This window comes from Pseudomonas sp. CFBP 13602 (genome assembly GCF_014842725.1).
In the GTDB taxonomy this organism is placed as follows: domain Bacteria; phylum Pseudomonadota; class Gammaproteobacteria; order Pseudomonadales; family Pseudomonadaceae; genus Aquipseudomonas; species Aquipseudomonas baltica.
This window is the reverse complement of sequence record NZ_JACYVT010000010.1, coordinates 42,041-62,174: the sequence shown is the minus strand read 5'-3', so window position 1 is coordinate 62,174 and position 20,134 is coordinate 42,041. Positions and strand designations below refer to the sequence as shown.

24 protein-coding genes are annotated in these 20,134 nt (G+C 62.6%); 21 read left to right on the top strand and 3 right to left on the bottom strand.

Annotated elements, in window-relative coordinates:
* Positions 1 to 29: 29 nt before the first annotated feature.
* Positions 30 to 578 carry a glycine zipper 2TM domain-containing protein gene (locus IFU31_RS19565; RefSeq protein WP_122713500.1) on the top strand — a complete coding sequence of 183 codons (549 nt, stop codon included), beginning with the start codon at positions 30 to 32 and terminating at the stop codon, positions 576 to 578.
* Here IFU31_RS19565 and IFU31_RS19560 read toward each other — a convergent pair.
* Positions 563 to 1,522, bottom strand: a complete 960-nt coding sequence (locus tag IFU31_RS19560) for a LysR family transcriptional regulator (RefSeq protein ID WP_185794214.1) — start codon at positions 1,520 to 1,522, stop codon at positions 563 to 565. The genes IFU31_RS19565 and IFU31_RS19560 overlap by 16 nt on opposite strands.
* A gap of 509 nt (positions 1,523 to 2,031) precedes the next feature.
* Between IFU31_RS19560 and IFU31_RS19555 the strand changes: the two genes are divergently transcribed.
* From IFU31_RS19555 to argE, 8 genes are all read left to right on the top strand, one after another.
* Positions 2,032 to 3,552 carry an amino acid ABC transporter permease/ATP-binding protein gene (locus IFU31_RS19555; protein ID WP_192053549.1) on the top strand — a complete coding sequence of 507 codons (1,521 nt, stop codon included), beginning with the start codon at positions 2,032 to 2,034 and terminating at the stop codon, positions 3,550 to 3,552.
* Positions 3,553 to 3,581: 29 nt separating this feature from the next.
* On the top strand, positions 3,582 to 4,454 hold the full coding sequence (locus IFU31_RS19550) for a phytanoyl-CoA dioxygenase family protein (RefSeq protein ID WP_192104275.1): 873 nt from the start codon (positions 3,582 to 3,584) through the stop codon (positions 4,452 to 4,454).
* Between the two features lie 25 nt (positions 4,455 to 4,479).
* Positions 4,480 to 5,313 (top strand): transporter substrate-binding domain-containing protein, encoded by an 834-nt coding sequence (locus tag IFU31_RS19545; protein ID WP_192104273.1) that lies wholly within the window; start codon positions 4,480 to 4,482, stop codon positions 5,311 to 5,313.
* 72 nt (positions 5,314 to 5,385) lie between these two features.
* Positions 5,386 to 6,117: a class II aldolase and adducin N-terminal domain-containing protein gene (locus IFU31_RS19540; protein ID WP_192104271.1), complete on the top strand. Its 732-nt coding sequence runs from the start codon at positions 5,386 to 5,388 to the stop codon at positions 6,115 to 6,117.
* A gap of 122 nt (positions 6,118 to 6,239) precedes the next feature.
* Positions 6,240 to 7,535: a flavin-containing monooxygenase gene (locus IFU31_RS19535; RefSeq protein WP_192104269.1), complete on the top strand. Its 1,296-nt coding sequence runs from the start codon at positions 6,240 to 6,242 to the stop codon at positions 7,533 to 7,535.
* Between the two features lie 62 nt (positions 7,536 to 7,597).
* On the top strand, positions 7,598 to 8,008 hold the full coding sequence (locus tag IFU31_RS19530; RefSeq protein WP_122713495.1) for a RidA family protein: 411 nt from the start codon (positions 7,598 to 7,600) through the stop codon (positions 8,006 to 8,008).
* A 13-nt stretch (positions 8,009 to 8,021) separates the two neighbouring features.
* Positions 8,022 to 8,699 carry a DUF1028 domain-containing protein gene (locus IFU31_RS19525; RefSeq protein ID WP_192104267.1) on the top strand — a complete coding sequence of 226 codons (678 nt, stop codon included), beginning with the start codon at positions 8,022 to 8,024 and terminating at the stop codon, positions 8,697 to 8,699.
* On the top strand, positions 8,696 to 9,850 hold the full coding sequence (gene argE / locus IFU31_RS19520; RefSeq protein WP_192104266.1) for an acetylornithine deacetylase: 1,155 nt from the start codon (positions 8,696 to 8,698) through the stop codon (positions 9,848 to 9,850). Before IFU31_RS19525 ends, argE begins: the two co-directional genes overlap by 4 nt.
* A gap of 88 nt (positions 9,851 to 9,938) precedes the next feature.
* Here argE and suhB read toward each other — a convergent pair whose 3' ends face one another.
* A complete protein-coding gene (gene suhB / locus IFU31_RS19515) occupies positions 9,939 to 10,754 on the bottom strand; it encodes a type III secretion system regulator SuhB (RefSeq protein ID WP_122479557.1) in 816 nt (271 codons plus the stop codon).
* A gap of 133 nt (positions 10,755 to 10,887) precedes the next feature.
* Between suhB and trmJ the strand changes: the two genes are divergently transcribed.
* Together trmJ and cysE are read left to right on the top strand one after the other, a co-directional pair.
* Entirely contained in the window at positions 10,888 to 11,640 is a 753-nt protein-coding gene (gene trmJ, locus IFU31_RS19510) for a tRNA (cytosine(32)/uridine(32)-2'-O)-methyltransferase TrmJ (RefSeq protein ID WP_192104264.1), read from the top strand.
* Positions 11,641 to 12,420 (top strand): serine O-acetyltransferase, encoded by a 780-nt coding sequence (gene cysE, locus IFU31_RS19505; RefSeq protein WP_185794077.1) that lies wholly within the window; start codon positions 11,641 to 11,643, stop codon positions 12,418 to 12,420.
* 46 nt (positions 12,421 to 12,466) lie between these two features.
* Here cysE and IFU31_RS19500 read toward each other — a convergent pair whose 3' ends face one another.
* Positions 12,467 to 12,694, bottom strand: a complete 228-nt coding sequence (locus IFU31_RS19500) for a hypothetical protein (protein ID WP_192104262.1) — start codon at positions 12,692 to 12,694, stop codon at positions 12,467 to 12,469.
* Positions 12,695 to 12,844: 150 nt separating this feature from the next.
* On the opposite strand from IFU31_RS19500, the gene iscR reads away from it, so the two are divergent.
* The 10 genes from iscR to rlmN all read left to right on the top strand — a co-directional run bounded on the left by iscR (position 12,845) and on the right by rlmN (position 20,134).
* Complete coding sequence (gene iscR / locus IFU31_RS19495) at positions 12,845 to 13,342, top strand: Fe-S cluster assembly transcriptional regulator IscR (RefSeq protein WP_122479554.1); 498 nt, start codon at positions 12,845 to 12,847, stop codon at positions 13,340 to 13,342.
* 34 nt (positions 13,343 to 13,376) lie between these two features.
* Entirely contained in the window at positions 13,377 to 14,591 is a 1,215-nt protein-coding gene (locus IFU31_RS19490; RefSeq protein ID WP_122479553.1) for an IscS subfamily cysteine desulfurase, read from the top strand.
* Positions 14,592 to 14,644: 53 nt separating this feature from the next.
* Positions 14,645 to 15,031 carry a Fe-S cluster assembly scaffold IscU gene (gene iscU, locus IFU31_RS19485; protein ID WP_043186545.1) on the top strand — a complete coding sequence of 129 codons (387 nt, stop codon included), beginning with the start codon at positions 14,645 to 14,647 and terminating at the stop codon, positions 15,029 to 15,031.
* Positions 15,032 to 15,121: 90 nt separating this feature from the next.
* The gene (iscA, locus tag IFU31_RS19480; RefSeq protein ID WP_122479552.1) at positions 15,122 to 15,445 is read left to right on the top strand and encodes an iron-sulfur cluster assembly protein IscA; all 324 of its coding nucleotides are present in this window, start codon (positions 15,122 to 15,124) and stop codon (positions 15,443 to 15,445) included.
* An 8-nt stretch (positions 15,446 to 15,453) separates the two neighbouring features.
* The gene (gene hscB / locus IFU31_RS19475; RefSeq protein ID WP_192104260.1) at positions 15,454 to 15,975 is read left to right on the top strand and encodes a co-chaperone HscB; all 522 of its coding nucleotides are present in this window, start codon (positions 15,454 to 15,456) and stop codon (positions 15,973 to 15,975) included.
* A gap of 46 nt (positions 15,976 to 16,021) precedes the next feature.
* Positions 16,022 to 17,884 (top strand): Fe-S protein assembly chaperone HscA, encoded by a 1,863-nt coding sequence (gene hscA, locus IFU31_RS19470; RefSeq protein WP_185794076.1) that lies wholly within the window; start codon positions 16,022 to 16,024, stop codon positions 17,882 to 17,884.
* A 3-nt stretch (positions 17,885 to 17,887) separates the two neighbouring features.
* Positions 17,888 to 18,229 carry an ISC system 2Fe-2S type ferredoxin gene (gene fdx, locus IFU31_RS19465; protein WP_122479549.1) on the top strand — a complete coding sequence of 114 codons (342 nt, stop codon included), beginning with the start codon at positions 17,888 to 17,890 and terminating at the stop codon, positions 18,227 to 18,229.
* 13 nt (positions 18,230 to 18,242) lie between these two features.
* Positions 18,243 to 18,443 carry a Fe-S cluster assembly protein IscX gene (gene iscX / locus IFU31_RS19460; protein WP_122479548.1) on the top strand — a complete coding sequence of 67 codons (201 nt, stop codon included), beginning with the start codon at positions 18,243 to 18,245 and terminating at the stop codon, positions 18,441 to 18,443.
* 88 nt (positions 18,444 to 18,531) lie between these two features.
* On the top strand, positions 18,532 to 18,957 hold the full coding sequence (gene ndk, locus IFU31_RS19455) for a nucleoside-diphosphate kinase (protein WP_043186559.1): 426 nt from the start codon (positions 18,532 to 18,534) through the stop codon (positions 18,955 to 18,957).
* Positions 18,958 to 18,985: 28 nt separating this feature from the next.
* On the top strand, positions 18,986 to 20,134 hold the full coding sequence (rlmN, locus tag IFU31_RS19450) for a 23S rRNA (adenine(2503)-C(2))-methyltransferase RlmN (RefSeq protein WP_122479547.1): 1,149 nt from the start codon (positions 18,986 to 18,988) through the stop codon (positions 20,132 to 20,134).

Below are 20,134 nucleotides of genomic sequence, written 5' to 3'. Positions count from 1 at the left end.
GTGCCATGATTGTAGTCAGGAGGTTCAAAGTGAATAAATCGTTGCTGATTGGTGCAGTGCTCGGTGCAGTCGGTGTTACCGCCGGAGGTGCCGTTGCAACCTACAGCCTCGTGAACAAGGGCCCCGAGTACGCTGACGTATTGGCCGCAGAGCCGATCAAGCAGCAGATCAAGACGCCTCGCGAAGTGTGCAAGGACGTCACCGTGACTCGGCAGAAGGCCGTTCAGGACCAGCATCAGATCGTTGGCAGCGTCCTTGGTGCAGTGGCAGGTGGTTTGCTCGGCAACCAGGTCGGCGGTGGCAATGGCAAGAAGATCGCGACCGTGGCCGGTGCCGTCGGCGGTGGCTATGCAGGCAACAAGGTGCAGGAAGGCATGCAAGGCCGTGACACCTACACCACCACCCAGACGCGCTGCAACACCGTCAATGACATCAGCGACAAGGTCGTTGGCTACAACGTGAAGTACCAGCTCGATGGCAAGGTTGGCCAGGTGCGCATGGATCGTGATCCCGGTTCGCAGATCCCTGTGAACAAGCAGGGTCAGTTGATCCTGGGCGAAAATCAAGCCGGGCAGTAAGCCTCTCGCTCTGCCTCGATCGCAGGCGCCGCCGCCCCAGGTGGCGTCAGCTCCACACTTGAACAGTACTCCATGAACAGCCGGGTCGCCCGACTTGGCTGGTTGTTGCGCAGGTGCGCCATCACCAAGGTCGAGGCAGGCATATCGTCTTCGATCTCCAGATGAGCCAGCAGCTTGCCGTCGTATGTCATCTGCGTACACGGCCGCGTCACCAGCACCGAAAACCCCAGACCTTGCCCTACCATGCAGCGCACCATTTCAATGGAAGGGGAGCTGTAGGCGACCACTGGCGCATAGCCCTTTTCGGTGAAGATATCCATGAAGTAGCTGCGACTGGGGACGGCGTCGAGCAGGATCATCGGCTCCTGGCTCAGGGCCTGCAAGGTAACGGATGGCTGCTGTGCCAGGGGATGCTCGACAGGCAGCAGGGCGTAGGGCTTGTGCGGTGCGTTGAGGGCCTGTTTATGTATGGTCGTGCCCAGCTCCAGATCGTAGAGAAAAGCCAGGTCGAAGCGACCCCGGTGCAGGCCATGCATCAATTCATGTTGTTCGCCGTCATACAACTGAATGGAAACTTCCGGGTACAGGCTTTTGAATCCAGCCACCAACTTGGGCATGTACAAAGGCGCTGCCGATTCGAAACAGCCAATGGCAATAGTGCCGGAAACATTGCCATTCTCGGCGCGTGAGTCCTGTTCCAATTCCTGGGACAGGCGCAACAACTCCTTGGCCTTCTCATAGATCCTGCCGCCCCCAGCGGTAAGTGAAACACCCTGGGCATGATGGCGAACGAACAAAGGTTGGTTGAAGGCTTCTTCCAGATTCTTGATGGCAACCGAGATGGACGGCTGGGATATATGCAGTTGTCTGGACGCTTCGGCAATGCTGTCCTGTTCTACGGCAGCCACGAAGTATTTGAGTTGCCGCAGGGTAAAGTGCATCACGTTCGACTCCTGTGCAGCGCTGTTCCGCGATGCGCTGGCTGAATAGGTTTTACCTATCTTTGCCAAGGCTGTGCGAAGACCATGCCAGTACTGGCCTGGCCATATCGCCAGCATTGCGGGATGTTCCCGTGGCACGGCGCGGCAGCCTGCTTCACCAGGGCGCTCCTGGCTGCGACATTCCGGCACATCCAGCAAATACAGGCAGGTTTGCCTTTGCGCAGCGAAACGCCCCATGTTCGCACGGACTGGAAGTTCACCGCGCCAATACCGTGCACGGGCTTTTCGAAGGTCGTGGTTGTTTCACTGCGTAGCGTACGCAGTCTTCCGTAGCGAACTAACCGTGCCGCTCCTGCTTAGGTTTTTCCTATGCAAGGGGCTCGAATTTACTAATTTCGGCACGACCTGGCATCAATCATGATGGTTACAAGACGGGCAGAACGGGCAACGTTCGAAGTTCAGATCCGACAGGAAGTCACCCATCACTATTGACCTTGCCGAGCGAGCCGACGATGACGTTTGACTGGAAATACATGTTTGGTCTGCTCAGCGATACCGAGTTCTGGATGGCGGCCTGGACCGTGATTCAACTCAGTGTATTGACCTGGGTCATCAGTATCGTGCTGGGCTTTGTTCTGGCCCTGGCGAAGCAGTCCACCCGTCCATTGATCAATCTGCCAGCACGCGGTTATATCTGGCTGTTTCGCAGTCTGCCGCTGTTGGTGCTGCTGATATTCGTCTACAACCTGCCGCAGGCGATGCCGTCCACATCGGCCGTGCTGGCCAACCCGTTCTGGGCTGGCCTGATCGCGCTGGTGCTCAGTGAAACCGCCTACGTCGCAGAGATCCATCGTGGTGGCTTGCTGTCCATCGCCAAGGGCCAGAGCGAGGCCGCCCGGGCCCTGGGCCTGCGGTTTGCGGGCACGCAATGGCGCATCGTCATTCCCCAGGCATTGCGGGTGGCGCTGCCTTCGCTCACCAATGAATTCATCTCCATCGTCAAGCTCAGCTCGCTGGTGTCGGTGATCTCGTTGACCGAGATCCTCATGGTGGGTCAGCGCCTGTACTCGCAGAACTTCCTGGTCATGGAAACCATGGCCGGAGTGGCGTTCTTCTACGTGCTGATCGTGACCGTGTTCGACTTTCTGCTCAAGCGCCTGGAGCGCTATCTGGACGTGACCCAGACCAAGGCCGCGCGCCTGCCCGATGCCGAAGTGCTGCGGCTGGCCACCGAGCACAAGGCTGCCGTGGCGCGGCCCAACAGCGATTCGACTGGCCCCGCGCTGCAGGCGACCAAGCTGCACAAGGCCTACAACGACGTCGAAGTACTGGGCGCGGTGAGCTTGCAGATCCAGCCGGGTGAAGTGGTGTCGGTCATCGGCCCTTCGGGCTCGGGCAAGACCACGCTGATTCGCCTGCTCAACGGGCTGGAGCAGATCGACAACGGTGACATCAAGATCAACGGCAAGCCGTTCATTCACCTGGACCGACAGGGCGCACAACCGCAGCGCTATGTAGAACACGCCGAGCATCGCCTGAACATCGGCATGGTGTTCCAGAGCTTCAACCTGTTCCCGCACATGACCGTGCTCAACAACCTGCTCATGGCCCCGCGTTATCACCGCCTGGCGCCGCTGGCCGATCTCCGGCAGCAGGCCTACGCCCTGCTGCACAAGGTCGGCATGCTCGACCATGCCTGGAAGTACCCGCATCAGTTGTCCGGTGGCCAACAGCAACGCGTGGCGATTGCTCGCGCACTGATGATGCGCCCACAGATCATGCTGTTCGACGAACCCACCTCGGCGCTCGACCCGGAGAAGGTCAACGAGGTGTTGCAGGTCATCGAAGCGCTGGCCAGCGAAGGCATCACCATGATCATCGTGACCCACGAAATGAATTTCGCCTTCAAGGTTTCCGATCGCATCGTCTTCATGGAGAAGGGCCGCGTGGTCTGCGATGACAGTCCGCAGGCGCTGCGTAGCGGGCACAACCCGCGGGTGGAAGCGTTCCTCAAAGATGTCTCGTTGGCTTGAATCCAACCTAACTGGTGCGAGTAGCAAACATGATCGAGCAATGGCAGATAGACCGGTTTCATCAAGATGGCTTTCTGGTCGTGGAGGACGTGCTGGCTGCGCCTGAAGTCGCCGCGCTGCAACAGGACTTCGACCAGTGGGTTCAGGACAGCCGCAGCCAGTCCCTGGCCTGGGGTGAAACACTGGATGGGCGCCCTCGCTTCGATGTGGAAAGCGATCACCGCGCGGACCATCCTTCGCTGCGCCGCGTGGCCTCGCCCACCGAGATTTCGCCGGCGTATCGTCAGGCCGCCTTCGCCTCGCGCATGGCCGAGATTGCCGGACAGCTGATCGGCGGCGCCGGTACGCGCTTCCACCACAGCAAGATCAACTCCAAGCTGCCGCACACCGCCACCCAGGTGAAATGGCACCAGGATTTCCTGTTCACCCCGCACAGCAACGATGACCTGGTGACGGCGCTGTTGATGATCAGCGAAGTGACCCCGCAGAACGGCCCGCTCAAGGTCATCCCCGGCAGCCACACGGGCCCGCTGTGGTCGCACTGGCACGACGAGCGCTTTACCGGTGCGGTGGCCGATGCCGTGGTCGATGAGCACTGCCAGGCACCGGTGGCCTGCTTCGGTCCGCCCGGTTCGGTGTGCTTCATGCACACCCGTCTGCTGCATGCCTCAAGCCCCAACCACACCGAAGATCCGCGAACCCTGTTCATCAGCGTCTACGCCGCCGAGGACGCTTTGCCGCTGGCCGACAACCCGCTGCCCAGCGAGCACGCCGGGCGCCTGGTGACCGGGCGCGAGAGTGGCCTGGTGCGCAGCACCGATCACCACGTTCGCCTGCCCCAGAAACCCAAGGGTGCATCGTTTTTCGTCCAGCAGGCCGGTACCGACCTGACGACTGCCTGACTCCATTGACTGCGAGGAATACCCCATGAAATTGCCAAGCCTGATCGTCCGCCCCGTTGCCATGGCCGTGTTCGGCGCCGTCCTGGCTGCCAGCTCGTTGAGCGCTTCGGCGTTCCAGCAGCCCGGCAAGATCGTCGCCGGTTCCGATATGACGTTCTTCCCCTACGAGTACATGGAGAAGAACAAACCCGCCGGCTTCGATATCGAATTTCTCGACGGTCTGGCCAAGGTCATGGGCATGACTGCGGGAAACATCGACACGCGCTTTCCCAACCTGATCAGCGGACTGCAGGCCGGACGGTTCGATATCACCAACTCGTCGATGTACATCACCGCCGACCGCCTGAAGGTGATCGACATGGTCCCTTACCTGAAGAGTGGCGAGTCGATACTTGCGGTGAAGGGCAGTGACTATCAGCCCAAGACGCCCGAAGAGTTCTGCGGCCACAAGATCGGCTCCATGGGTGCCACGTCCTGGCTGCAGCAGTTGCAGAAGCTGTCTGCCGAATATTGCGTGAAGAATGGCCTGCAGCCGATTGCCATCAGCGAGTACGGCACCGATCCACAGGCAACCCAGGCCATGCTGGCGCACGCAGTCGAGGCGCAGATCACCGATGCGGCGGTCGCCCGTGGTGTGGTCGACAAGCTGGGCAACCGCGTGGTGATTTCCTCGCAGACCCTGATCTACCCGGTGCTCAACGGCTTCGGCGTGAAGAAGGGCAACGATGCCGTCAGAAACGCGCTCGTCGAAGGCCTGGAAAAGTACAGCAAGACCCCTGAGTACGCCGCCTTGCTGGCCAAGTACAAGTTCCAGGCGCCGACTGCCGATGACATCGCCACATTGATGCCCAAGCCCTGATATCGCGCATCAAGATCAGCCAACAGTGCCCGTGGATCGTCGCGGGTACGTGCCAACGGAGTGCCCAGCGCCATGGCCCTGAGTTTCGAAGAACAGACGCGCGTCGACCTGGCGGCGACGTTCCGTATCATCGCCCACCTGGGCATGCATGAGGCGGTCGCCAACCATTTCAGTGCGGCCATCAGCGCCGACGGCAAGCAGTTTCTGCTCAACCCCAAATGGGTGCATTTTTCCCGCCTGCGGGCCAGCGATCTGTTGCTGCTCGATGCCGACGATGCCGAAGCCGCCCAGCGCCCGGACGTGGATGCCACTGCCTGGTCGATCCACGGCCAGGTTCACCAACGCCTGCCCGATGCCCGTGTGGTGCTGCATCTGCATCCGGTCTATACCACCGCCGTGGCCTGCCTGGCGCAGCCCAGGATCGTGCCGGTCGACCAGAACACGGCGCGCTATTTCAACCGCGTCGCGGTGGATGAACTGTATGGCGGCATGGCCGATACCAGCGCCGAGGGCGCGCGCCTGGCCAGCCTGCTGCAGGACAAGAGCCGGCTGCTGATGGGCAACCATGGTGTCATCGTCACTGCCCCCACGGTGGGTGAGGCGTTCGATGACATCTGGACCCTGGAGCGCGCCTGCCAGATTTTGGTAACCGCCTGGTCGACCGGCCAGCCGCTCAAGGTGCTGGCTGATGAAGTGGCGGAAAAGACCGCGCGGGACTGGGAGAAAATCAGCGATTTTTCCCAGCGCCATTTCGAAGAAATGAAGTACCTGATGATTCAGGCGGATCCCTCGCTGGTGGACTGAGCACCCGACATCCACTGAGCGCTCTGCACAGCCTCGCGGGTGCCGCAGGACGCCGTGTGCCCGGCTTTCGAATTTTCATGAAGACAGCGGCAAGCCCTGACGGCCTGCCGAAGGATGCCAAGATGAACCAACAGATCACCGAAATAGACACCCTGGTAGTGGGTGCTGGACAGGCCGGGGTGGCCATGAGCGAGCACCTGAGCCGTCTGGGCATCCCTCACCTGGTACTGGAGCGGGCTCGCATCGCCGAAGCCTGGCGCTCGGGCCGTTGGGACTCACTGGTGGCCAACGGCCCGGCCTGGCACGATCGGTTCCCCGGCCTGGAATTCGACATGGACCCGGATGGCTTCGCCGGCAAGGAGCAGGTGGCCGATTATTTCGAAGCCTATGCCCGCACATTCGACGCGCCGATCAAGACCGGTGTGGAGGTCAAGCGAGTGACGCGCAACGTCGGTCGCGCCGGCTTCACCGTGGAAACCAGCGCGGGCACCTATTCGGTCAAGCACCTGGTGTCGGCCACCGGGCCGTTCCAGAAACCGGTCATCCCGGCCATCGCGCCCACTGATTCAGCGCTTCACCAGATCCATTCGGCGCACTATTTCAACCCCGAGCAATTGCCCGCAGGCGCGGTGCTGGTGGTCGGTGCGGGGTCATCCGGGGTGCAGATCGCCGAGGAGCTGCTGCGCGCAGGGCGCAAGGTCTACCTGTCGGTTGGGCCGCACGACCGGCCGCCACGCGCTTACCGCGGGCGGGATTTCTGCTGGTGGCTGGGTGTGCTCGGGCTGTGGGACAGCGAGACCGTGCAGGCGGGCCGCGAGCACGTCACCATTGCCGTCAGTGGCGCCCGTGGCGGGCATACCGTGGACTTTCGTCGCTTGGCGCAAGCCGGGATGGTGCTGGTCGGCCTGACCGAGCGTTTTGCCGATGGCACCGTCACCTTTGCCCAGGACCTGAACGACAACCTCGACCGGGGTGACGAGAACTATCTGGCCCTGCTCGATGCGGCCGATGCCTATGCCGAGCGCAACGGCCTGGACTTGCCCCTGGAACCCACTGCCCGCGAGCGCGTAGCCGACGCGGCGTGCATCGCCCAGCCGCTGCAGGCGCTGGACCTGGCCGAGGCGGGCGTGGCCACGATCATCTGGGCCACCGGTTATTCGCAAGACTACAGCTGGCTGCAGGTGGACGCCTTCCACGCCAACGGCAAGCCGCGTCACCAGCGCGGCGTGAGCAGCGAACAAGGCATCTATTTCGTCGGTCTGCCATGGTTGTCGCGACGCGGTTCGGCGTTTATCTGGGGCGTATGGCACGACGCCCGGCATGTCGCCGACCAGATCGCCACCCAGCGCAAATACCGCGCCTACGACGAATCCAGGTCGGCCGCGGACTTGCCCGCCGCGTTGCGCGCCAACGCTTGATCGCAGCTGTTGATCACTACTGTGTGGCGTCACCTCGACGCCTACGCCAAGGAGTTTCGTTCATGGTTACCCATACCCGCATTCGGATGTTCAACACCAAGGACACCTACCCCAACCAGAGCCTGGACAATGACCTGTGCCAAGCTGTCCGGGCCGGCAATACCGTCTATGTGCGTGGCCAGGTGGGCACCGATTTCGACGGCAACCTCGTGGGGCTCGGTGACCCGGCCGCGCAGGCCGAGCAGGCCATGAAAAACGTCAAGCAGTTGCTGGAAGAGGCGGGCAGCGACCTGTCGCATATCGTCAAGACCACTACCTACATCATCGATCCGCGCTATCGCGAGCCGGTCTATCACGTCGTCGGCCGCTGGCTCAAGGGAGTCTTCCCGATTTCCACGGGCCTGGTGGTGTCGGCCCTCGGCCAACCGCAGTGGTTGATGGAAATCGACGTGATCGCCGTCATCCCGGAATGAGGAGTTCCCTGCCATGACCTTTTCCATTGCGGCACGCTGCGCCGAAACCGGCCAGTTGGGCATCGCCATCAGTTCTTCGAGCATCGCCGTGGGCGCCCGCTGCCCGTGGCTGCTGGCCGGTGTGGGGGCGGTGTCGTCACAGAACATCACCCTGCCAGCCCTCGGCCCGCAGACGCTTGTGCTGCTCGAACAGCAGGTGTCGCCTGCCGAGGCGTTGCGGCAGGTGCTGGGCCGCGACGGTTTCGGTGAGTACCGGCAGATCATCGCCATCGATGCGCAGGGGCGCAGCGCCCATGTCAGTGGTAGCCAGACCTTGGGCATTCACCATGCGCGCAGCGGTGAACACTGCGTAGCGGCAGGCAACATGCTGGCCGCCACCGCGGTGGTCGACGCTTTGGTCGAGGCGTTCCAAGAGGCCTCCGGGCACCTGGCCGAGCGCTTGCTGCATGCCATGCTGGCCGGGCTGGCCGCCGGTGGCGAAGCCGGGCCGGTGCACTCTGCGGCGCTGAAAGTAGTAGGTGAGCTGCCGTGGCCCGTCGTCGACCTGCGAGTGGACTGGGCCGAGCATGATCCTTTGGGTGAGTTGCAGCAGCTGTGGCAGGCCTATCGACCGCAGATGCAGGACTATCTCGACCGCGCTTTGAATCCGGCGGTGGCGCCGGGTTACGGCGTGCCGGGAGACGCCCGATGAGCGCCAGCCGTGATCTGCTGGCGCAGTTGGTGGCCTTCGACACCACCAGTCGCGAGTCGAACCTGGCGCTGATCGAATTCGTTCAGGGCTACCTGGCAGAGTACGGCGTGAGCAGCGAGCTGATCTACAACGAGGCTCGCAGCAAGGCCAATCTGTTCGCCAGCATCGGCCCTGACCATGTGCCGGGCATCGTCCTGTCGAGCCATACCGATGTGGTGCCGGTAGACGGCCAGGCTTGGACCCATCCGCCGTTCCAGCTGAGCGAGGCGGATGGGCGCCTGTATGGCCGCGGCACGGCCGACATGAAAGGCTACATCGCCTGCGTACTGGCGCAGGTGCCGGCATGGGTCGAGGCACCCCTGCGCAGGCCGCTGCACATTGCGCTGTCCTACGATGAGGAAGTCGGCTGCCTGGGCGTGCGCTCGCTGCTCGAAGCGTTACGTCACCGGCCGGTGCAGCCGATGTTGTGCGTGATCGGCGAACCGACCGAACTGGCGCCCGTGCTCGGCCACAAGGGCAAGCTGGCGATGCGTTGCGAGGTAGAGGGGTTGGCTTGTCACTCGGCCCATGCGCCGAGCGGGGTCAATGCCATCGAGTACGCCGCGCGGCTGATTGCCGAACTGGGACGGCTGGGTGAGGCGCTGCAAACCCCGGATGCACGCAACGAGCGCTTCGATCCGCCGTTTTCCACGGTGCAGGTGGGGATGATCGCGGGCGGTACGGCGCTCAACATCGTACCCCAGCATTGCCGTTTCGATTTCGAGGTGCGCTCGCTGCCCGCCGAGGATCCGCGACAGTTGACCCAGGCCCTGCAACGTTACGCTGAGCACACGTTGCTGCCGGCCATGCAGGCGGTCGGTGGCCAGAGCGCCATTCGCTTCAGCGAGTTGTCCAGCTATCCGGGCCTGGACGTGAGCCATGCCAGCGAGGCCGCTGGCTGGATCGCACGGTTCAGCGGTTCGCGGGCGTTCTCCACAGTGGCGTTCGGCACCGAAGGCGGGCTGTTCGATCAGGCAGGTATCGCCACGGTGGTGTGCGGGCCGGGCAGCATGGCGCAGGGGCACAAGCCCGATGAGTTCGTCAGCATCGCGCAACTGGCTGGCTGCGACGAGATGCTGGGTCGAATACTGGCCTTTGCCTGCGAAGAATAGTCCGTGTTGGCGTGAATCTCGGGCATGAAAAAAGCACCCATCAGGGTGCTTTTTTCGTCGCGGCGCTTGTCGCGTCGGCGCTCGGCGCTCAGCGCTTGAGCGAAGCCGGCAGGTGCGGCTGGATGGCGGTCAGCACCGCCTTGAAGCACTTGGTGTTGCCGGCCACGATGTGGCCGTTTTCGAGGAAGTTGTGGCCGCCGGTGAAATCGCTCACCAGACCGCCTGCTTCCTGAATCAGCAGCACGCCCGCAGCCATGTCCCATTCCGACAGACCCGACTCCCAGAATGCGTCGAAGCGGCCCGCGGCGACGTAGGCCAGATCCAGGCTGGCGGAGCCGGCGCGGCGGATGCCGGCGGTCTGGCCCACCAGGCTGCGGAACATGCCCAGGTAGTTGTCGAGGTTGTCCATCTGGTTGTCACGGAACGGAAAGCCGGTGCCCAGCAAGGCGCCGTCCAGGCTGGTGCGACCGCTGACACGCAGGCGGCGACCGTTGAGTTGGGCGCCACGGCCACGGCTGGCGGTGAATTCTTCCTGGCGCACCGGGTCCAGAACCACCGCGTGCTCCAGGCGACCGCGGTATTTGCAGGCGATGCTGACGGCGAAATGCGGGACGCCGCGCAGGAAGTTGGTGGTGCCGTCCAGTGGGTCGATGATCCACAGGTAGTCTTCGCCTTCGCCGCTGCCGGCGTGGAAGCCGGTTTCTTCGCCACGGATGCCGTGGGTTGGATAGGCCTTGCGCAGGGCGTCGATGATTTTCTGTTCGGCGGCGCGATCGACTTCGGACACGTAGTCCTTGGCATCTTTCTCGTCGACCTTGATGGTATCCAGGCGCTCGATGGAGCGGAAGATCAATTCACTGGCGCTGCGGGCGGCGCGCAGCGCGATATTCAGCATGGGCTGCATGGACGTTTCACCTAGGTCGTTAAAGAAAGCCGCGCATTCTAGCAGAAAAGTCGTGGACAAGAAGAGGGACATAGCCTTAGTTATAGGCCTTCTGTAATATTTGCCGCCCTTTCCCCGACACAGAGCCCTAGCCGTGCTGGATAACATCCGAGTCGTCCTGGTCAATACCAGCCATCCCGGCAACATCGGTGGAGCGGCGCGCGCCATGAAGAACATGGGCCTGTCGCGGCTGGTGCTGGTCGAGCCCCGCGATTTTCCGTCGCCCGAAGCCGAGGCGCGCGCCTCGGGTGCCAGCGACGTGCTGGAAAACGCCCAGGTGGTCGCCACGCTGGAAGAGGCACTGGTGGGCTGCACGGTGGTGTTGGGTACCAGCGCCCGCGACCGCAGCCTGCCCTGGCCCTTGGTGGATCCCCGTGAATGCGGCGAAAAAGTCATCGACGAAGCGGGGCAGGGCAAGCAGATCGCGCTGGTGTTCGGCCGCGAGCATGCGGGCTTGACCAACGACGAGCTGCAACGCTGTCATTTCCATGTGCACATCCCGTCCAACCCCGATTTCAGCTCGCTGAACCTGGCGGCTGCTGTGCAGGTGCTCGGCTATGAGGTGCGCATGGCCTGGCTGGCGGGCAAGCGGCCGGCGGCTGCCGTGGAGAAGGCCGAAGAGCTGGCGACCAGCGACGAGATGGAGCGCTTCTATGGCCATCTGCAGGACACGCTGGTCGATATCGCCTTTCTCGACCCGGAAAAACCGCGGCATTTGATGGCGCGCCTGCGTCGGCTGTTTGGCCGCAGCGCCGTGAACAAGTCGGAAATGAGTATTTTGCGCGGCATTCTCACCGAGACCCAGAAGGTCGCTCGGGGCGAGCCGCATAAGCGCAAGGATCAGTAAATGTTCGAACGTCTGCGGGAAGATATCCAGAGTGTTTTTCATCGCGATCCGGCTGCGCGCAATGCGTTCGAGGTATTGACCTGCTACCCCGGCATGCACGCCATCTGGCTGCATCGGGCGGCCCATGCCTTGTGGAAGCGGGATCTGAAATGGCTGGCGCGGGTGGTGTCGAATTTCGGTCGCTGGATGACCGGGATCGAAATTCATCCGGGCGCCACGGTGGGCCGGCGGTTTTTCATCGATCACGGCATGGGCATCGTGATCGGCGAGACGGCCGAGATCGGCGACGATGTGACGATCTATCAGGGCGTGACCCTGGGCGGTACCAGTTGGAACAAAGGCAAGCGCCATCCAACCCTGGCCGACGGCGTGGTGGTAGGGGCGGGCGCCAAGGTGCTCGGGCCGTTCACCGTGGGCGCCGGGGCCAAGGTCGGCTCCAATGCGGTGGTGACCAAGGAGGTGCCGCCCGGCGCGACCGTGGTGGGGATCCCGGGCAAGATCATCGTCAAGAGCGACGACCAGCTCGATGCGCGGCGCAAGGCCATGGCCGAGAAGATCGGCTTCGATGCCTACGGTGTCGGTGGGGAAGATATGCCGGACCCGGTGGCCAGGGCCATCGGCCAACTGCTCGATCACCTGCATGCAGTGGATGGGCGCCTCGAGGGCATGTGTGGCGCGCTCAACCAGTTGGGCAGCGACTACCGTGCCAAGGACCTGCCGCCCCTGCGTGACGAGGATTTCGAATGCGTGCAGGGTGCGGAGCGCAAGGCCAATCCCTGATCCATCAGATCCACCGCGGTGTCCGTTTCGCGGCCGATGACCGCTCCTACGCGTGCCTCGATACCCCGTAGGAGCGGTCCATGGCCGCGAAAGGCGCACCGCGGTCCAGCAGATCCACCGCGGCGCCCATTTCGCGGCCGATGACCGCTCCTACGCGTGCCTCGACACCCCCGTAGGAGCGGTCCATGGCCGCGAAAGGCGCATCTCGGTCTGGCAGATCCACCGCGGCATCCATTTCGCGGCCGATGGCCGCTCCTGCGGGGGGAGTGCGCACGATGGGGTTCTCCCTCCTGCATCATTAGTCTGCTATCATTGCGCCGCCGTTTTTGCACTCAAGTCCTAGTAATTCAGTAGGACTTATAGTTGACAAATTTACTCGGAAATAGGATGATCGAACCTATTCCGAGAACCCGTGGTAATAGCCATGCGACTGACAACTAAAGGCCGATACGCCGTCACTGCCATGCTTGACCTGGCATTGCACGCGCAGCGTGGGCCGGTCTCATTGGCCGACATCTCCGAGCGCCAGGGCATTTCGCTGTCCTACCTGGAGCAACTGTTCGCCAAGCTGCGCCGGGGCAACCTGGTGTCCAGCGTGCGCGGCCCGGGCGGTGGTTACCAGCTTTCCCGCGAAATGGAAGGCATCCAGGTTGCACAGGTCATCGACGCGGTCAACGAATCGGTCGACGCCACCAAGTGCCAGGGCCTGGGTGATTGCCACGCCGGAGACACCTGCCTGACCCATCACCTGTGGTGCGACCTCAGCCAGCAGATCCATGAATTTTTGAGCGGCATCAGTCTGTCCGACCTTGTCACTCGCCGTGAAGTGCAAGAAGTCGCCCAGCGCCAGGACCTGCGCCGTTGCAACAGCAACGGCCGCACGCAACGCCTGGACAAGATCGAAACGTCTGCCGTCGAATGAGAAAGCCAGGTTAGCCGCCTGATAGGAGATACCAATGAAGTTGCCGATTTACCTCGATTACTCCGCGACCACGCCAGTGGATCCACGCGTTGCACAGAAGATGATCGAATGCCTGCAGATGGACGGGAACTTCGGTAACCCGGCTTCCCGTTCGCACGTGTTCGGCTGGAAAGCCGAAGAAGCCGTCGAAAACGCCCGTCGCCAAGTGGCCGACCTGGTCGGTGCCGACCCGCGCGAAATCGTCTGGACCAGCGGTGCCACCGAGTCCGACAACCTCGCGATCAAAGGTGTGGCGCACTTCTACCAGACCAAGGGCAAGCACATCATCACCACCAAGATCGAGCACAAGGCGGTGCTGGACACCACCCGCCAGCTCGAGCGTGAAGGCTTCGACGTCACCTACCTCGAGCCCGGCACCGATGGCCTGGTCACCCCGGCCATGATCGAAGCGGTGATGCGCGACGACACCATCCTGGTTTCGGTCATCCACGTGAACAACGAGATCGGCGTGATCAACGACATCGCGGCCATCGGCGAACTGACCCGTTCGCGCGGCGTGCTGTTCCATGTCGATGCTGCGCAGTCCACCGGCAAGGTCGACATCGACCTGGCCGCGCTCAAGGTCGACCTGATGTCGTTCTCGGCACACAAGACCTACGGCCCCAAGGGTATCGGCGCGCTGTACGTCAGCCGCAAGCCGCGCGTTCGTCTGGAAGCTGCCATGCACGGCGGTGGTCACGAGCGCGGCATGCGTTCGGGCACCCTGGCCACGCACCAGATCGTCGGCATGGGTGAAGCCTTCCGTATCGCCAAGGAAACCATGGCGGACGAGAACGCACGCATCAAGGCCCTCAGCGACCGGTTCTACCAGCAGGTCGAAAACCTGGAAGAGCTGTACGTCAACGGTAGCCTGACTGCCCGCGTACCGCACAACCTGAACCTGTCCTTCAACTATGTCGAAGGCGAGTCGCTGATCATGGCCCTCAAGGACCTGGCAGTGTCTTCCGGTTCCGCGTGCACCTCGGCCTCGCTCGAGCCCTCGTACGTGCTGCGCGCCCTGGGCCGCAACGACGAGCTGGCACACAGCTCCATTCGTTTCACCTTCGGTCGCTTCACCACCGAGGAAGAAGTCGATTACGCCGCGCAGAAAGTCTGCGAGGCCGTCACCAAGCTGCGCGCGTTGTCGCCGCTGTGGGACATGTACAAAGACGGTGTCGATATCTCGAAGATCGAGTGGGCGGCGCACTAAGTAGCTGCCGGCAAGAGCGGCTTACCTGATGAGTTTCAGTAAGGATCAATATCATGGCTTACAGTGAAAAGGTCATCGACCACTACGAAAACCCACGTAACGTGGGCAAGATGGACGCCGAAGATGCCGATGTCGGCACTGGCATGGTCGGCGCTCCGGCGTGCGGCGATGTGATGCGTCTGCAGATCCGCGTCAACGAGCAGGGCATCATCGAAGATGCCAAGTTCAAGACCTACGGCTGCGGTTCGGCCATCGCTTCCAGCTCCCTCGCCACCGAGTGGATGAAGGGCAAGACCCTGGACGAAGCCGAGACCATCAAGAACACCCAGCTGGCCGAAGAACTGGCGTTGCCGCCGGTGAAGATCCACTGCTCGGTGCTCGCCGAGGACGCCATCAAGGCGGCCGTACGCGACTACAAGCAGAAGAAAGGTCTGCTCTGAGTCAGAGCGAAGCTGGACATAGTCGCAGGTTCGATACAGCGCGGTGCGGGTGACCGCTCGCGCGCAACCGTTTGCAGGTAAGGAGTCACGATGGCCATCAGCATGACAGAAGCCGCCGCCAATCACGTTCGCCGCTCCCTGGCAGGGCGTGGCAAGGGTGACGGCATTCGTTTGGGCGTACGCACCACCGGTTGCTCGGGGTTGGCCTACGTGCTGGAGTTCGTCGATGAAGCCGGCAGCGAAGACAAGGTCTTCGAGAACCATGGCGTCAAGGTGATCATCGATCCCAAGAGCCTGGTCTACCTGGACGGTACCGAACTCGATTTCGTCAAGGAAGGGTTGAACGAAGGCTTCAAGTTCAACAACCCCAACGTACGCGGCGAATGTGGCTGCGGCGAAAGCTTCAATATCTGAGGCTGACCGTGGGTACTCCTTGTCATTTCGCCCTGTTCGACCTCAAGCCCGGCTTTCGCCTGGATCTCGACCAGCTGGCTACCCGCTACCGCGAGTTGGCCCGTGAAGTCCACCCCGATCGCTTTGCCGACGCTCCCGAGCGCGAGCAGCGCCAGGCGCTGGAAAAGTCCGCGGGTTTGAACGATGCCTACCAGACCCTGAAGGCTGCGCCCAAGCGTGCGCGTTACCTGCTGTCCATCGGTGGGCAGGAAGTACCGCAGGAAGTCACGGTCCATGACCCCGACTTTCTTCTGCAGCAGATGCAGTGGCGCGAAGAGCTCGAAGACCTGCAGGACAGCGCCGACTTGCCCGGTGTGGCCGCCTTCAAGCGGCGGGTCAAGGCCGCGCAGGCTGAACTCGAAGACAGCTTCGCTGCCTGTTGGGATGACGCGGCGCAACGCGAACAGGCCGAACGCCTGATGCGGCGCATGCAGTTTCTCGACAAGCTTTCCTATGAAGTGCGCCAGCTCGAAGAGCGCCTCGACGATTAACCCAGTGTCGCTACGGCCACACGCCTGAATTCCTGACCTGATAAGCATGGCCCTACTGCAGATCGCCGAACCTGGCCAGAGTCCTCAACCACACCAGCGTCGTCTGGCCGTGGGGATCGACCTGGGCACTACCAATTCGCTGGTCGCTGCGCTGCGCAGCGGTCTATCCGAACCCCTGGCAGACGCAGACGGGCAGGTCATCCTGCCGTCTGCCGTTCGCTATCACGCCGATCGTGTCGAGGTCGGAGCGGCTGCCAAGGCTGCCGCCGCCAGCGACCCTTTCAACACCGTGCTCTCGGTCAAGCGCCTGATGGGCCGTGGCCTGGCCGACGTCAAGCAGCTGGGCGAGCAATTGCCCTACCGCTTCGTCGGTGGCGAGTCGCACATGCCGTTCATCCAGACCGTCCAAGGGCCGAAAAGCCCGGTGGAAGTGTCTGCCGATATTCTCAAGGCCCTGCGCCAGCGCGCCGAAGACGTCTTGGGCGGCGACCTGGTCGGGGCGGTGATCACCGTTCCCGCCTATTTCGATGACGCCCAGCGGCAAGCCACCAAGGACGCCGCGCGCCTGGCCGGGCTGAACGTGCTGCGCCTGCTCAACGAGCCGACGGCCGCTGCCGTCGCCTATGGCCTGGATCAGCACGCCGAAGGGCTGGTGGCGATCTACGACCTGGGCGGTGGCACTTTCGATATCTCCATCCTGCGCCTGACCGGCGGGGTCTTCGAAGTGCTGGCCACCGGCGGCGACAGCGCGCTGGGTGGCGACGATTTCGATCATGCCATCGCAGGCTGGATCGTCGAGCAGGCGGGCGTATCCGCCAACCTCGACCCCGGTGCCCAGCGCCAGCTGCTGCAGGCGGCGTGCGCTGCCAAGGAAGCCCTGAGCCAGTCGTACAGCGCCACCATCGAATACGGCACCTGGAGTGCGGAGCTCACGCGCGACGCCTTCCAGGCGCTGATCGAACCCATGATCGCGCGCAGCCTCAAGGCCTGCCGACGCGCCGTGCGTGACGCCAGCATCGAGATCGACGAGATCCTTGCCGTGGTCATGGTCGGTGGCTCTACCCGCGTGCCGCGGGTACGTGAAGCGGTCGGCGAGCTGTTCGGGCGCCAGCCGTTGACCGACATCGACCCCGATCAGGTGGTGGCCATCGGTGCGGCCATCCAGGCCGATACCCTGGCCGGCAACAAGCGCGACGGCGGCGAGCTGTTGCTGCTGGACGTCATCCCGCTGTCCCTGGGGTTGGAAACCATGGGCGGGCTGATGGAGAAGGTGATTCCGCGCAACACCACCATTCCCGTTGCGCGTGCCCAGGATTTCACCACCTACAAGGACGGCCAGTCGGCCTTGCTCGTGCACGTTCTGCAGGGTGAGCGCGAGCTGATCAGCGACTGCCGGTCGCTGGCCCGTTTCGAGCTGCGTGGCATCCCAGCCATGGTGGCCGGCGCGGCGAAGATCCGTGTGACCTTTCAGGTCGATGCCGATGGCCTGCTCAGTGTGTCCGCGCGCGAGCTGGGCTCTGGCGTGGAAGCGAGCATTCAGGTCAAGCCCTCCTATGGCCTGACCGATGGCGAGGTCGCCAGGATGCTCACCGATTCCTTCCAGTACGCCGGTGACGACAAGGTCGCTCGCCAGCTGCGCGAGCACCAGGTCGACGGCGAGCGTCTGCTCGAAGCGGTACAGGCCGCGCTGGACGCCGATGGCGAGCGTCTGCTCGACGACGAAGAGCGCATGGTGATCGGCCTGCAGATGGACGAGTTGCGCGCGCGGGTGAAGGGCGACGACGGTCCGGCCATCGAACAGCAGACCAAGCTGCTGTCGCAGGTGACCGATGCCTTCGCCGCGCGTCGTATGAACAATGCCGTGAAAGACGCCCTGTCAGGGCGCAACCTGAATGAAATTGAGGAATAACTGATGCCGAAGGTGACTTTTCTGCCCCACGCCGAGCATTGCCCGGACGGCATGGTGGTCGAAGCTGAAACTGGCCGGTCGCTGCTCGACGTTGCCCACGATCATCACATCGAGATCGAGAGTGCCTGTGGCGGCGTGTGCGCCTGCACCACCTGCCATTGCGTGATCCGTGCCGGTTTCGACACGCTGGAAGAAGCCGACGAGCTGGAAGAGGATTTCCTCGATCGCGCTTGGGGCCTTGAGCCGACGTCGCGCCTGAGCTGCCAGGCCAAGGTCGGCACCCAGGACATCACCGTCGAGATTCCCAAGTACTCGCTCAATCACGCCGCCGAAGCGCCGCACTGACCGAGGAATCGTCATGAGCTATGGTTGGAATGATGTACAGCGGATCGCCGAGGAGCTGGAAGAACGGCATCCGGAACTCGATCCGTATTCGATCGGCTTCACCCGCCTGCAGCAGATGATCAAGGCGCTGCCCGATTTCGACGACGCCTCCGGTCGCGTCGGCGAGAAGGTGCTCGAGGCGGTGCAGACCCTCTGGGCTGCCGAAAAGGACTGATCGATTTGCAGGTTAGGCAATACCCCGGAACCCGCGTATAATTCGCGGGTTTAATTTTTCGCTTCAATCACTGTTTCTGGAGTTTCACATGGCTGTTCAACGTACTTTCTCCATCATCAAGCCCGACGCCGTCGCCAAGAACGTCATCGGCGAGATCACCACTCGTTTCGAAAAAGCCGGCCTGCGCGTCGTTGCCTCGAAACTCAAGCAACTGTCCAAAGCCGAAGCCGAAGGCTTCTACGCCGAACACAGCGCTCGTGGCTTCTTCGGTGAGCTGGTTGCCTTCATGACTTCCGGCCCGGTCGTCGTCCAGGTTCTGGAAGGTGAAAACGCCATCGCTCTGAACCGCGAACTGATGGGTGCTACCAACCCTAAAGAAGCTGCTGCCGGTACCATCCGTGCCGACTTCGCCGAATCCATCGACGCCAACGCCGTCCACGGTTCGGACTCCGAAGCCGCTGCTGCCCGCGAAATCGCATACTTCTTCGCTACTACCGAAGTAACCACTCGCTAAGCCACGGCCAACGAGTGAAGGTGAACCCATGACTGATATGACTGGCAAGACGAACCTGTTGGGTCTGACTCAACCGGAAATGGAACAGTTCTTCGACTCGATCGGGGAGAAGCGCTTTCGTGCCGGTCAGGTCATGAAGTGGATTCACCATTTTGGCGTGGACGATTTCGATGCCATGACCAACGTCGGCAAGGCCCTGCGCGAAAAGCTCAAGGCCTGTGCCGAGATCCGCGGCCCCGAAGTGGTCAGCGAGGACATTTCCACCGACGGCACCCGCAAGTGGGTGGTGCGCGTGGCGTCCGGCAGCTGCGTCGAGACCGTGTACATCCCCCAGGGCAAGCGTGGCACCTTGTGTGTGTCGTCCCAGGCGGGCTGTGCGCTGGATTGCAGTTTCTGCTCCACCGGCAAACAAGGCTTCAACAGCAACCTCACCGCCGCCGAAGTCATTGGCCAGGTGTGGATTGCCAACAAATCCTTCGGCAGCGTCCCGGCGACCGTCGACCGTGCCATCACCAACGTGGTGATGATGGGCATGGGCGAGCCGCTGCTGAACTTCGACAACGTCATCGCGGCCATGCGCCTGATGATGGATGACCTGGGCTATGGCATCTCCAAACGCCGGGTCACCCTGTCGACCTCGGGTGTCGTGCCCATGATCGACGTGCTCGCCGATCACATCGACGTCTCCCTGGCCCTGTCGCTGCACGCGCCCAACGACGCGTTGCGCAACCAGTTGGTGCCGATCAACAAGAAGTACCCGCTCAAGATGCTGCTCGAGTCGTGCCAGCGCTACATGTCGCAGCTGGGCGAGAAGCGCGTGCTGACTATCGAGTACACCCTGCTCAAGGACGTCAACGACCAGCTCGAGCATGCCGTGGAAATGGTCGAGTTGCTCAAGAACGTGCCCTGCAAGGTCAACCTCATTCCGTTCAACCCGTTCCCGCATTCCGGCTACGAGCGCCCGAGCAACAATGCGATCCGTCGTTTCCAGGATCACCTGCATCAGGCTGGCTTCAACGTCACCGTACGCACCACCCGCGGCGAGGACATCGACGCGGCCTGTGGCCAGTTGGTGGGTCAGGTCATGGACCGCACGCGCCGCAGTGAACGCTACATCGCCGTACGCCAATTAGGCGCTGAGGCCGATATGCCGCAAACTGCCGCGAATCGGAACTGA

What these genes read in the sequence shown, in the direction of transcription:
- IFU31_RS19555 (WP_192053549.1), top strand. Translation starts at nt 2,032, where the DNA reads ATGACGTTTGACTGGAAATACATGTTTGGTCTGCTCAGCGATACCGAG.
- hscA (WP_185794076.1), top strand. Translation starts at nt 16,022, where the DNA reads ATGGCCCTACTGCAGATCGCCGAACCTGGCCAGAGTCCTCAACCACAC.
- iscR (WP_122479554.1), top strand. Translation starts at nt 12,845, where the DNA reads ATGCGACTGACAACTAAAGGCCGATACGCCGTCACTGCCATGCTTGAC.
- IFU31_RS19550 (WP_192104275.1), top strand. Translation starts at nt 3,582, where the DNA reads ATGATCGAGCAATGGCAGATAGACCGGTTTCATCAAGATGGCTTTCTG.
- fdx (WP_122479549.1), top strand. Translation starts at nt 17,888, where the DNA reads ATGCCGAAGGTGACTTTTCTGCCCCACGCCGAGCATTGCCCGGACGGC.
- cysE (WP_185794077.1), top strand. Translation starts at nt 11,641, where the DNA reads ATGTTCGAACGTCTGCGGGAAGATATCCAGAGTGTTTTTCATCGCGAT.
- IFU31_RS19490 (WP_122479553.1), top strand. Translation starts at nt 13,377, where the DNA reads ATGAAGTTGCCGATTTACCTCGATTACTCCGCGACCACGCCAGTGGAT.
- iscA (WP_122479552.1), top strand. Translation starts at nt 15,122, where the DNA reads ATGGCCATCAGCATGACAGAAGCCGCCGCCAATCACGTTCGCCGCTCC.
- suhB (WP_122479557.1), bottom strand. Translation starts at nt 10,754, where the DNA reads ATGCAGCCCATGCTGAATATCGCGCTGCGCGCCGCCCGCAGCGCCAGT.
- IFU31_RS19540 (WP_192104271.1), top strand. Translation starts at nt 5,386, where the DNA reads ATGGCCCTGAGTTTCGAAGAACAGACGCGCGTCGACCTGGCGGCGACG.
- iscX (WP_122479548.1), top strand. Translation starts at nt 18,243, where the DNA reads ATGAGCTATGGTTGGAATGATGTACAGCGGATCGCCGAGGAGCTGGAA.
- ndk (WP_043186559.1), top strand. Translation starts at nt 18,532, where the DNA reads ATGGCTGTTCAACGTACTTTCTCCATCATCAAGCCCGACGCCGTCGCC.
- IFU31_RS19535 (WP_192104269.1), top strand. Translation starts at nt 6,240, where the DNA reads ATGAACCAACAGATCACCGAAATAGACACCCTGGTAGTGGGTGCTGGA.
- iscU (WP_043186545.1), top strand. Translation starts at nt 14,645, where the DNA reads ATGGCTTACAGTGAAAAGGTCATCGACCACTACGAAAACCCACGTAAC.
- rlmN (WP_122479547.1), top strand. Translation starts at nt 18,986, where the DNA reads ATGACTGATATGACTGGCAAGACGAACCTGTTGGGTCTGACTCAACCG.
- IFU31_RS19530 (WP_122713495.1), top strand. Translation starts at nt 7,598, where the DNA reads ATGGTTACCCATACCCGCATTCGGATGTTCAACACCAAGGACACCTAC.
- IFU31_RS19525 (WP_192104267.1), top strand. Translation starts at nt 8,022, where the DNA reads ATGACCTTTTCCATTGCGGCACGCTGCGCCGAAACCGGCCAGTTGGGC.
- IFU31_RS19545 (WP_192104273.1), top strand. Translation starts at nt 4,480, where the DNA reads ATGAAATTGCCAAGCCTGATCGTCCGCCCCGTTGCCATGGCCGTGTTC.
- argE (WP_192104266.1), top strand. Translation starts at nt 8,696, where the DNA reads ATGAGCGCCAGCCGTGATCTGCTGGCGCAGTTGGTGGCCTTCGACACC.